This window comes from Embleya sp. AB8 (assembly GCF_049739465.1).
Classification (GTDB): domain Bacteria; phylum Actinomycetota; class Actinomycetes; order Streptomycetales; family Streptomycetaceae; genus Embleya.
This window is the reverse complement of the sequence record NZ_JBMHHY010000034.1, coordinates 1-12,344: the sequence shown is the minus strand read 5'-3', so window position 1 is coordinate 12,344 and position 12,344 is coordinate 1. Positions and strand designations below refer to the sequence as shown.

The 12,344-nt window shown below is 61.1% G+C and carries 5 protein-coding genes; 2 read left to right on the top strand and 3 right to left on the bottom strand.

All coding sequences use genetic code 11. The features are described from left to right. Positions 1-393 precede the first annotated feature (393 nt). Together ABIA38_RS37815 and ABIA38_RS37810 are read left to right on the top strand one after the other, a co-directional pair. The gene (locus ABIA38_RS37815; protein WP_424643513.1) at positions 394-1,371 is read left to right on the top strand and encodes an AAA family ATPase; all 978 of its coding nucleotides are present in this window, start codon (positions 394-396) and stop codon (positions 1,369-1,371) included. 154 nt (positions 1,372-1,525) lie between these two features. Further along, positions 1,526-3,961, top strand: a complete 2,436-nt coding sequence (locus ABIA38_RS37810; RefSeq protein ID WP_424643512.1) for a S8 family peptidase — start codon at positions 1,526-1,528, stop codon at positions 3,959-3,961. Between the two features lie 9 nt (positions 3,962-3,970). Here ABIA38_RS37810 and ABIA38_RS37805 read toward each other — a convergent pair whose 3' ends face one another. Genes ABIA38_RS37805 through ABIA38_RS37795 form a run of 3 tightly spaced genes read right to left on the bottom strand, consistent with a single transcriptional unit; the run spans position 3,971 to position 10,766 of the window. After that, positions 3,971-7,006, bottom strand: a complete 3,036-nt coding sequence (locus tag ABIA38_RS37805; protein ID WP_424643511.1) for a type I restriction endonuclease subunit R — start codon at positions 7,004-7,006, stop codon at positions 3,971-3,973. Next, a complete protein-coding gene (locus tag ABIA38_RS37800; RefSeq protein ID WP_424643510.1) occupies positions 7,003-8,397 on the bottom strand; it encodes a restriction endonuclease subunit S in 1,395 nt (464 codons plus the stop codon). The genes ABIA38_RS37805 and ABIA38_RS37800 overlap by 4 nt, the downstream gene beginning before the upstream one ends. Beyond that, positions 8,394-10,766 (bottom strand): type I restriction-modification system subunit M, encoded by a 2,373-nt coding sequence (locus ABIA38_RS37795; RefSeq protein ID WP_424643509.1) that lies wholly within the window; start codon positions 10,764-10,766, stop codon positions 8,394-8,396. The genes ABIA38_RS37800 and ABIA38_RS37795 overlap by 4 nt, the downstream gene beginning before the upstream one ends. Between the last annotated feature and the right edge of the window lie 1,578 nt (positions 10,767-12,344).

Here is a 12,344-nt window from a genome sequence, read left to right as displayed (position 1 = left end):
TGTCTCAGTCGACGCGTGCCCCTGAGAGTAGGGACCGCACATGAGCCCCGCAACGGAATCAGCGTGACATTGCACGGCGTGATCGATTTTGCAACAACCCCCGCCACGGGCTGCTGCCTAACAGGAGTGTCATGGACCTGTCACCACTCGCCAACCTGTTCCCGGGCGTAGATCGTGGCGCTGGGGGTAGCCCGTCGAACGAGAGCTGGTCAGCGGGTTTGGCGCCCTGGCTCCGTCGGTGCAGCGAAGATACCGTTCGGGTCGCTGGCGGCAGTCGCCTGGATCAGTCTTGTCAGTAGTCTGCAGTACCGTCGGGATTCGTGACACTCTGAGGTCGCCCTCCGGGGACCAGGCGGGGCGGGCTGGTGACCTAGGAAGGAGTGCCCCAGTCTGATGGCTGCGTCTGCTGAACATGTTAGGGCGCTGGTAGAAGCGCATGCGTCGGGTGATGACCGTGGCTTCTACGCGGTTGCTCTGCAGGTAGCAGCGCGAGAAGCGCGTCAGGGGCACACGCGCGCTGCTGCTTCACTTCGGGACTTCATCGATGCTGCCAGAAGGTCGCGTGTTCGCCATCTGGAGCCGGTGGCATCGCCACCCCTAGAGGGCGAGCTGGCCGGGATGCTGATCCACAGCCATCCCGAGTACAGCCTGGATCAGATGACACTCGATCCGGAGGTGCGCGCTCATCTTGATCTGGCCTTGTCTGAGCAGCGACAGCGGGGAAAGCTGGCGGACTTCGGCTTCTCACCTGTCCACCGAATGCTGCTAACCGGTCCGCCCGGAACAGGTAAGAGTATGTCGGCGTCGGCGATGGCACATGAGCTTGGCTTGCCGCTGTACACCATCCGGCTCGACGGGCTTATCAGCCGCTTCATGGGAGAGACAGCGGCAAAGCTGCGCGTGGTCTTTGACACGGTCGAGCGCACGCGTGCCGTGTACCTCTTCGACGAGTTCGATGCCCTCGGGGCAGAACGGATCGCGGGCAACGACGTTGGGGAGGCCAGGCGCATCCTGAACTCGTTCCTGTTGTTCCTCGATGAACTTGAGCCTCACAGCCTGGTGGTTGCGGCGACCAATCACGCAGGCATTCTGGATCGCGCGCTGTTCCGTCGATTCGACCTCATCGTGGGATACGGCCGGCCGAGCCGGAGCGAGGCTGTGGAGGTCCTCCGCCGCCGGCTATCGGTGATGGACACATCATGTGTGCCGTGGGCTGAGGTAGCGTCAGGAACAGTCGGACTCAGCCATGCGGAACTCGTGGCCGCGGCCGAATCGGCCGCGAAACAAGCGATCCTCGGAGGAAGCGACGTGATTGATCCCGCCGTACTCGACCGGGCCTTGGCCGAGCGTCGTACTGCCGCCGGTGCCTGAGCGGGAGGGCGGGCGGAGGTCCCGTCACCTGGAGTTGCCCCCGGCAGACGATCGTTCATTCAAAGCGTCCGGCAGCGGGAGCGGGGGAAAGATTCGCCCCATCACAGATCGCCTTGCTCATGCGAGCCGTCTCAGGACCGCACTGACCGCCGCCTTGGACGCGGGGGAGGTTCGACGAGCCCGTATCCCGTCAGGGGAAGCGGCCGACGAGACATTGCTGGCCGTCACCTCCGCCGCCGGCTATTTACTACCGATTGCGAAGCTTGATTCGTCCGGCTGCCGTCTGGTGGCTATGTCCTCCCCGCCCGGTAAGACGCGGCCTGAGGTCGCTCTCGTCGCTGTGGGTGGCTCGGGGGCGGATCGGCTCGGCCAGCGCATCGACGCCTATGCGGAATCGGGGGCTGTGTCAGATGGAGGGCCGAACCTCGTCAGCAGTGCTGGCGACGCCGATCTCGTCGCCAATGTTGATGAGATTTCTCTGGCCTCGGTCGGTGACCTGTGGCGTGGGCTTGAGGCGCTGCCCACAGGTGTGCGCTGGTGGCAGGTGTGGCTGGAGCGGTCGGTCCTACAGGAAGAAGAGCCCCTGGAAGTCCTTCGGCGGCTCGGTCCCGTCCTCGGCCTGACCTTGAGTAGGCATACTCTCACGTTCGCAAGGCGTTCGGTCGTTCACGTACAAGGTACTTCCGCACAGCTCGCCGGACTGGTGGGGACTAATGCTCTGCCCACGGAGGTGCGTCCCTCCTCAGCTGCTGAAGCCTTCGTCGAAGCCCCTCTTTCTCTACAGGAAGACCTCGTCGCAGATCTCCTGTCCCGAACGATCCCAGCACAGCGCGAGGACGCACCCGCTGTCACAGTTCTTGACGGAGGTGTGCTTGCCCATCACCCCTTGCTGAAGCACTCTCTGTCCCGGAGCCTGACACTCCACACTGAAGGACTGGCAGGCGATGTGGACGGGCATGGCACTGCCATGGCAGGACTCGCTTTGTACGGGGACTTTGCCGAGGTTTTGGGTACCAATCTTCCCGTGCATCTATGCCATCGCGTTGAGTCGGTGCGAATTCTGGGACTTGACGGCGAGCCCCGGTGCGCTGGTGACTACGGAACGATCATGGCGGAAGCCGTTGCGCTGACGGAAATCGATGCCCCGCTGACCCGGCGCGCTTTCTCCATGTCCGTCACTGACCACACGGAGGCGGTGTCGCCTGAGGCAGGCCAGCCCACCGCATGGTCCATCACCGTGGACGCCCTCGCTTACGGACACGAGGTGGTCGTCTCCGACGGTGGGGAGGTCACCGTGCTGACCCCGAATCGACCGGGGCCGGGGCGCCTATTCCTCGTCTCCGCAGGCAACGTGCGCGAAGGATATGACCAGGATCATCTAACTCGCTGCGATCTCACGCCGGTAGAGGATCCCGCACAGAGCTGGAATGCGGTCACTGTGGGGGCGTATACGCGAATGGCCCGACTACCCACGCAAGGGTCGGCTTATGCCGAGTGGCGCCCTATGGCCTCGGAGGGCGAACTGTCGCCATTCAGTCGTACGGGAGTGCAGCTGGACAGCCGATGGCCGAACAAGCCTGACATTGTGATGGAGGGCGGCAATCTGCTCTGGCAGTCAGCGCCAGGCGGCGAGCTCGACACCGTGGCTGCGCCCAGCCATGGACTGCTTACGACGTCCCGGAGTTCCCACCAGCTGGTCCACGCCGTGCACGCTACGAGCCCTGCGACTGCACAGGCTGCCCGCCTCGCCGCGCTGGTGATGGACCGCTATCCGAATCTGGGTCCCGAGGCGGCGCGGGGGCTGCTGATCCATTGCGCTGAGTGGACTCCGACTATGTGGGGACACTTTGCAGCTGCGGGCGCTTTCAAGACCAAGGGCAACAAACAGCTCCTGGGTGCACTGCTGCGCCGGTATGGATGGGGTGTGCCAAGTGAGGAGCGCCTCCTGAGCAGCTCCCTCCACGATCTCACCCTCATCGCTGAGGAAGAACTCTTGCCGCTTCGCGCCAGTAGAGGACAGCTGGCGTTTGCCCAGATGCAAGTCCACTCACTGCCCTGGCCGGTCAGGGAGCTGCAGGATCTTGGGGACGAACGCGTCCACATGCGCGTCACGCTCTCGTACTTCGTGGAGCCCTGGGTTGGTGGCCAGGGTTGGCGAGATCGCTTCGCGTACCCGTCACACGAGCTTCGCTTCGACCTGCCTCGGCAGGGCGAGGGCCCGGCAGAGTTCCAGCTGCGTGTTTCAAATGACGCGGCAGCGGCCGAAGTGGGCCGCGCAGCGGGCGGCCGAAAGCGCAAGACGAAGCTGGACCCCGGCTGGCTCCTTGGCTCTCAGCAGCGGCAGCGCGGCAGCTTGTGCTCGGATATCTGGGAAGGAACGGCAAGCGATCTCGCTGAACGGGCTCACCTCGCCGTGTACCCGGCAGGCGGTTGGTGGAAGCGTCAGAATGCGATGGACCGGGCCCAGGTACCCGTGCGGTATGCTCTGCTGATTAGCATCCGGACTCGGGACACCGAAACGGACCTCCTTACTCCTATCCGCAGTGAGATTGAAGCGAGGATCTCCGTCCCGGTGTCCATCGAGCTGTAATGCTGGCCGTCAGTCCGAAGAGCCGCTCTGCTCCGAGGAGGGTGGCCCATCGATGTTCCCGTCATTCTCGCCGGATGTTGGATCGTAGGTCTCTCGGAAGACCATATCGGTTAGCCACCGCTTGAACGAGGGATCCCCTGCGAACTGACGGTACAGCTCGGTGTCTGTCTTGAGAAACGCCATGATCGCCCGCAGCACCGCGGCATCGCTTTCGACACGGGCGTTCTGCTCGTCGTTGAACTTCTGGGCGTTGAGGTATTGCTTGTCCTCGCGGACTTTCGCCGGGATTTCCACCCCGATGAGATGGCTTATCCGGTCCTTGTCAGTCCAAGGGATGTTTCCGAAATTTCGGTTGAACTCATTGAAGATGACCGAGGCGCGCTGCAGCTCGACCTCCGGGCGCTGGCCTTGGCCCGTCGGAGCGGTGACAGTAAGCTCCGCGTCTTCGTCCCCCAAGGCGATACTGATCGCAGTCTGCTGCTCGGCCCGATAACTCTCCAGGTCAACCGTCTCCAGGATGCCTCGGGAGAGATCTTCTTCGATGGGCGCGGGCAACTTCGGGATAAGGAACGTCAGCAGGATCGACAGCTTTAGCCACTCCGGGTTGCGGTAAGGCAGGATGCCGGCAAGGTAGTCGTAGGTGCGCACAAACGCCTTGGCCGTCCCCTTGAATTCGACCTGCTGGTCCTCGCTGCCGAGTTCCCGATATGCCAGCACGAGCTGGTCGAGAAACGTCTCCAGGTGTGCGCGAGGTTCCTTGGCCAGAAACATCTCTACGAACCTGTCGATGTCGTCCTGGCCGAAGACCCCTGCCACATCGAGGATCGCCCGCAGGTCATGGAGAGTGTTGGGGTCGATCTCGTCAGCGAGCATCGTGGTGCGATACCACTTCTCGAAGGACTTCTGGATGACCTCGGTCTTGTTATAGAAATCCAGAACCGCAACGTCGCGTTTGTCCGGATGGGCGCGGTTGAGCCGGGACAGGGTCTGGACAGCTCGGACACCGGACAACGTCTTGTCTACGTACATGGTGTGTAGAAGCGGCTCGTCGTAACCCGTCTGGAATTTGTCCGCGCAGACCAGGATGCGGTACGGATCCTCTCGGAATGTCTCCTCGATGGCACTACTTGGGAAACCGTTGATACTGGCTTCGGTGACCTTCTTGCCGGCGTGCTCGTGTTCACCGGCGAAGGCGACGATGGCCCGGTAGGGGCTACCTAGCTTTTTCAGGTAAGCGTCAATAGCGAAGTAATAATCTAGTGCCCGCTGGACGCCTTCAGTCACGACCATGGCGCGGGCCTTACCCCCCACCTTCCGCGGCCGTATCACGTTGTTCAGCAGATGATCAACCATAATCGACGCCTTGGCCTGGACAGCGTGAGTGTTGCCCTCGACATACCGACGCAGCTTCTTCGCGGCCTTCTTGGCATCGAACTCGGGGTCGTCTTCTACTGACTTGACGAGTTTGTAATAGCTCTCGACCGTCTGGTAGGTCTTCAGGACATCGAGGATAAAGCCCTCTTCGATCGCCTGCTTCATCGTGTAGACGTGGAAGGGGTACTTCTGACTGCCTGCCCCTGGACGACCGAAGTAGCCGAGCGTCCTGGGCTTGGGCGTGGCCGTGAACGCGTAGTAGCTGGCGTTTCTGAGCAGCTTCTGGCTCTCGATGATCCTGTTGATCTTGTCCTCTGTCGTCTCCTCTTCCTCGGTGGCCTCGCCAGCGGGACCGAGCGCATTGCTCATCGCATGTGTTGTTTTACCGCCCTGCCCGGAGTGCGCTTCATCGATGATGATGGCGAACCGTCGTTCCCGATGAGTGTCGCCAATGTCCTGGAGGATCACCGGGAACTTCTGAACCGTGGAGATGATGATCTTTGTGCCGTTGGCAAGGGCCTCGCGCAAGTCCTTCGACTTGTCGGCGTGCTTGAGCAGGGACCGGACCTGTGTGAATGACCTGACCGTACGCTCGATCTGCGTATCCAGGTTGATGCGATCGGTCACTACGATTACGGCATCGAACACGGATGAGTCGTCACCGCCCAGACCCACCAGCTGGTGCGCCAGCCACGCGATGGAGTTGGACTTGCCGCTGCCAGCCGAGTGCTGGATCAGATAACGCTGGCCCGCGCCGTTTGCCTCACTGTCCTTGAGGAGCGCACGGACGACGTCGAGCTGGTGATAGCGAGGGAAGATCTGCCGCCGCGTAGTTTTCCGGGTCTTGGGATCCTTCTCGAGCAGGCGAACCGCGTAGTGCTCGATGATGTCCGAGAGGCTTGCTGGCGACAGGATATCCTGCCAGAGGTAGGCGGTGCGGTATCCGTCCGGATTGGGCGGGTTACCGGCGCCGCTCTCCCACCCCTTGTCGAAGGGGAGAAACCAGGACTTTCTGCCTGCCAGTTGCGTGCAGAACCGCACGGAGTGCTCGTCCACAGCGAAGTGGGCCAGACAGCGGCCGTCAGCAAAGAGCGGATCACGTGCGTCACGCGAGTTCTTGTATTGCTCGACCGCGTCCTCCACGGTCTGCTTGGTCTGGCGGTTTTTCAGCTCGAACGTCGCCAGCGGCAGGCCGTTGACAAAGATGGCCAGATCCAGTGCCAGTTGAGCTTCATCCTGGCTATAGCGCAGCTGACGGGTCACGGTCCAGCGATTTGCGAGGTGGCGCTGCTCGGCCACCTTGTTTCCTGGCGAGGGCGTCGCTCCGTAAAAGAAGACCTCGAAGGATCCTGTGCTAGTGGAGTGATTCATCCCCTTCCGCAAGAGGTCCACGACGCCGTAATTGGTGATGTATCCCTGGATGCGATTGAGGAACTGAGCGCGGACTTGAGACTGAGGCATGGCCAGTTCGAACGCCGCAGCAGCCTCGGGCTGCGTCTCCTTCAAGAACGCCTGGAGCTGTTCGGTGTCAATGGCACGTCCGCGGTCGTAGGAGGAACGCGAACCTTCTCTCCATCCACCCGACTGTGAGGTCATATCTGCAACGATGTCGCGCTCGAGAGCGCCCTCACTCATGTCCGTTCCGCCGTATAGCCTTGCCGTGCCGTTCACATCGCCTCCTCGGCCGCGTCGTCGCCATCCAGGTCCGCGTTCATCCTGCCCTCGTCGGTTTCGTATGCCGCGACCCGGTTGGAGTTGTCCGCGTCGGGCAACGTGGCTGCGGCGGCCCGTACGTCAAGCTTGCCAGTCACTACGTCGGAGGTCAGTCGAGTCTGGTATTCGCGGAGGAGGGAAATTTCGCGCTCGGCGCGCGTAATCGCAAAGTCAATCTGCCGCGTCTCTTGTGCCACGTATCGCACAATGGACGTTTGCACATCTATCGGAGGAACCGGTACGCGAGTCGACTTCACTTCGGCAAGCCCGAGACCCTGCTTCGTGCCGCCGTATTCATTAACTTTGAACTGCTGCTGCCCTGATTGTGAGTGCAAGCAGAGAGCGAGGTAGTCGGAATTGATAAGTTCTGGGCGAGGCCTGATGAGTGCAACGTGTTGGTTCACGTAGGTAGGGCGCTGCAGTTCATTATGGATGACTCCGATGTTTCCGGTCATCGCCCCAGTAATGCAAACGAGCAAGTCACCTTCCTGGGCGCGAGTTCGAACGCCTTCAGTGCTTTTAGGGATCGTGACGCACTGAACTTTTTCCAGCTTGAGCTTAAGTCGCCTTCCAATGTTTCCGCTTTGCAAGAACCAGTCCCCCGTATCGGAGTAGTAGTCCGCCCATCCCCGCGAGCCGGACGTAACGAGCCTCGCGATCCGCTTTACCTCCAGATGCTTCAAACTGGTTGGTAGTGCGAGGGGTCCGGGCACACCCTTCGTTACGGCATTTTCAATCACCGCAGCGCGTTGTTCGTCAAGAAGCGCGATGAGCCTTCTCTTGATGCGGATTGCTGCGCCAGCCTCTTGTTCGATACGCCGGACATACTTGACGATGGCCTGCTGCTCTTCGGTCGGCGGGAGCGGGAGATACTGTGAGCCAAACTGGCTAAATCGAAAGTCCGTGGACCGCTCGCGAATTCCTTTAGCCAGAGCCGTAATCCAGCCAGAGAGAGCCATATGCCTGATGAGTAGGGCGTAGTACTCGGCCTCGATTCCCGGGCGAGGCTGGCAAACTGCGTAGACTGGAGTGGACTTTCCTTCGGAGTCGGACACTCCGACGGCGCCGGCGAAAGCGTCCATGGCGTGAATAACCAAGTCGCCCTTGCGGACCCCCTGATATCCAATTTCTTTGACGGATTGTGTAAAACCTGTCGTCCGTCGGTTCTTTCGCAAGGTGACAGTTCCGTCACGGAAGCAAGTTACAACTTCGTCGTCTGGCCTGACGCTGCGTGACACGAGTGTAAACAGGTTCTTTCCGCGGGTGGTCCCCCAATGCGCAGGGGTGCGGCCTACCCATGGTTGCGCGATGGCCGTATATTGCGGGTAAGTGGAGAGTTTCGCCTTCACTCGGATCCCTCGTAAAACAGTTCGCCGAGAAGTCCCTCGGTCTCCTTCTCCAGGGCCACAATGTCCGCCCGGATCTCAGCAAGGCTGCGCGACACTGGCGGCTTGTAGAAGTGGCGAGCGAAGCTGATCTCGTAACCCTTCTTCGTTGCGCTTTCGTTGATCCATGAATCGTCCGCATATGGCAAGACCTCGCGCTGGAAGAACGCCTCAATCCCGCCGGGCTCCAGGAGCGGTACCTGCTCCGTGTCGCGGAGCTCACTGTCGGACTCGTACTCGGTGACCCGGGACTGAGGCTTCCCTGCCTTCGTCAGCATCGGCTTGTCGATCTTGTGAAGGCCGTACAGGGGGCGGGCCTCCGTGTCGCCCTTGTGGACCTTGAGGATTACGGGCTTCGCTGTCTCGTCGCGCCAGCTCACGCCACGCAGCAGGGCCTTGCGGTTGGCTGCGCTGAGCTTGAATCCGAGCCGACCCATCGCTTCGCCGGCCTCGCGGTCGAACTCGTTGTAGTCGTCGAAGACCTGCTCGCCTAGCTCGTCGAGTAGCGCGGTGCCGACCGTGACGAGTTGCCCGTCCCGCTCCCACGTCACAGAGTTGAGCAACTTCTTGCGCGAGGCCTCCTTGAGGACTGGGATGTCAGCGTCCGGTTCCTCCTCGTCGGATCCGGTCGCGCGGGCCCATAGCTCCAACTGCTCCCGCACCTGCCTGGCAACGTTCACGAAGTTCGTGTGTAGATCGTCGCCGAATTTCTCGTAGAGCAGCTCTCGTGCTTCCCTGTCGCCCGATGCGAAGCGCAGTATCTTCACGCGCTCTTTCGTAAACTGGCTACGCAGCCGGAGTGGGCGCTCCACTGTGATTTTCCAGTAGCCGAATTCCTCGTTCTTGAAAATCTTCGAGTGCTGGGTCTGCGTGAAGTCCTGGAATACCTGGGTGACGCACTCGATGTCGGTGGGCGACAGCTCGCAGCTCTTGCTTCCTAGGTTCTTGCGCAGAGGGGTCGACCAACCGGTGGCGTCGATCAGCTGCACTTTCCCTTTGCGGTCTGCCGACTTGCGGTTGGTGATCACCCAGATGTACGTCGCGATGCCAGTGTTATAGAACATGTTCAGTGGAAGTGCGACGATGGCTTCGAGCCAGTCGTTCTCGATGATCCAGCGACGGATGTTGCTCTCACCACTGCCAGCGTCCCCCGTGAACAGGGACGAGCCATTGTGGATCTCGGCGATCCGGCTACCCAACCGCGACTCGGTCTTCATCTTCGAGACCATGTTCGCCAGGAAAACCATCTGACCGTCGCTGGAGCTGGTTACCAGAGATGAAGGTGCTGTCTCGCCGTCGAAAATCACATTGAACCGCGGGTCGGAGATGTTTGCCTTCCCGCCAAGGCGCTCTTGATCGGACTTCCAGCTCTTGCCGTAAGGAGGGTTGGCGAGCATGAAGTCGAAGCGGTGGTCAGGGAAAGCGTCGTTAGAGAGCGTGGACCACTCAGGTCCGCCTTTGATATTGTCAGCCGCCTCGCCATCACCCTTTAGAAGCATGTCAGCCTTGCAGATGGCGTATGTCTCGGAGTTGATCTCCTGACCATACAACCGGGTAACGACCTCCTCTCCACCATGCTCGGCCGAGAGCTTGCGCAGAGTTTCCTCAGCGACAGTCAGCATTCCGCCGGTGCCGCAGGCGCCGTCGTAGAGTAGGTAGGTGCCGCCCTTGATCTTGTCTGCTACGGGCAGAAACATTAGCCTCGTCATCAGCTTGACCACGTCACGTGGGGTCCAGTGCTCGCCGGCCTCCTCGTTGTTCTCCTCGTTGAACCGGCGCACCAGGTTCTCAAAAATCGTTCCCATGGCGTGGTTGTCGAGAGCCGGAAGACGGACCCGCCCGTAGGCATCGAGTACGGGTTCGGGGGAAAGATTGATCTCCGAGGACAGCAGCTTGTTGATCAGCATTCCCAAGGTGTCGTTACGAGACAGCTTAGGGATTTGGTTGCGGAATTCGAAGTTGTCGAGGATTTCCTTGACGTTCGGGGAAAAGCTATCCAGGTACGCCTCGAAGTCGATGCGGAGTTGCTGCGCGGTAGTCCGCTTGGCGAGCTTCTGGAGGGTAAATGGAGAGGTATTGTAAAACGCTTCCTTCGCTGCCTGCCTCAAAGGGGGGTCCAACTCGGCGGGATCGACCAGTCCAAGGTTCGTGAGTTCCTTGTATGTCCGGAGGACCTCGTCCTTGGTTTTCTCGAGTACGGCGTCAAAGCGGCGCAGTACCAGCATGGGGAGGATGACATCGCGGTACTTACCGCGCACGTATACATCGCGCAGTACGTCGTCCGCGATCCCCCAGATGAAGCTCTCGATGCGACTCTGCTGCGCGCTGTACACCCTGTATCCGTCTCTCCCTGGCCGCGCAGACTCTGCTCAAGTCGGCACGTCACGCTTCCTACCAATGACAGCGACGAGCGTAGTCGAGGAGCCTCACCTGCGAGGGGCGTCTGGCCTTGTCGGTCCAGCCATCCACCGAGATCCGTGCGTGACGCAGCACGGTCTCTCAGTGCTTGCATCGGCTGCCGTGCGGCAGCAGCAGCCGCTGTCAACGTGAGTGCTGAGCTCATAGGCACGGCCTCGACCGCGAGCTCAGCCGCGCCGTCCACCTAGGTGTCGTCCCTGGCGGTTGCGGTCGCTGGCGGACTCGCCCATGGTCACAGCGGCGGCGATCGGCACCGCACCCTTGCTGACCTCCGGCCAACCCGCGTGGGTTAAGCCGACTGCCCTGGTAAGCGAGGCCACCTCCGGTTCGCAAGGCAGCGGGGTATCCGGGACGAGGAGGGGTGCCTGTGGCGTTTCATAGGGGCGAAGCTTGGAACTCGGTAGGGGAATCGTGATCCTCCCGTCGCGCCAAAGCCGCCAGCGCAGGAAGCGATTGCACACGCGGCTTCGGGTGCTCTGGGGTGCTACGAGGCCGAAGGTGGATCAGGGCCGGGGGTTTCTGTTGGACGTGGTAGAGGCCGGTCGGCGAGCGTGGAGGATCGGGTGCGGGAGCGACGCGTAAGCAAACGGGGCAGCACGTGCCGGTTCGGGCGGTATCGGGGGGCCCGAGGGTATCTCTCTGGCCTGCAGATTCATCACCTAGTGATCGACGGCGACAGAAGCCAACGTGATCACTCTCAGGTTTGTAATGCATAGGTTAAGGGTTCGACTTCCTTAGGTGGCTCGCTATATGGGCAGGTGAGATCCCATTGATCTGGATTTTTCTTTTCTATTGCTATTTCTTGACTAAGAAGAGCTGCTTGTGCGGTCGATCAGGCGTTTGAATATGATGATCGGCGATGTCGGGGTCGTGTTCTACGCTGCCAGGCATGAGGTCTGTGAGCCACCCACCTCGAGTGTGCTGATGAAGCGGCGGTTGCCATCGACACCGGTGATCCGCAACTGCGCGCCCGAGCGCGGGGCGTTTCTTGCGTGATTACCCGCATGCGTTTCGGCCAAGTCGACGGGTCGAGCGCGCGGCCCGAGCGTCCTCACCGCCGGACTCGACTTGGACCTGCAGATATGACCCACCATCCTTCTTCGCCCTGCGCTTGCTGGGTGCTGGCGCAGGAGATACGGGCCTACTTCTGCGGGTATGGCGATGCGTAGCCGCCTGGACCACTGCGCGAGGAATCACCTCGGACAACGCCCCGAAAGGCTGTCCCGTGGGGACGCTCAGGGGACGGGATAAGAAGGCTCGGTGCCGAAGGATCGGGCAAGGCCGGGGCAATGCAGGGCACTTGACCTCGTGTTTTACCGAAAGGCGAGGCAGGATCGGCAAGGATCAGGGGAACCCTGTGGGCGCTCGTAATGCGTAGGTCAAGGGTTCGACTCCCTTAGAAGTGGTCTCATTTGGCGTATCGCCGGTAGCAGATGAGTGCGGAGGCGATGCTGACGAACGCACCGAAGTGAGAGGCCTTGACCTCGTATCGG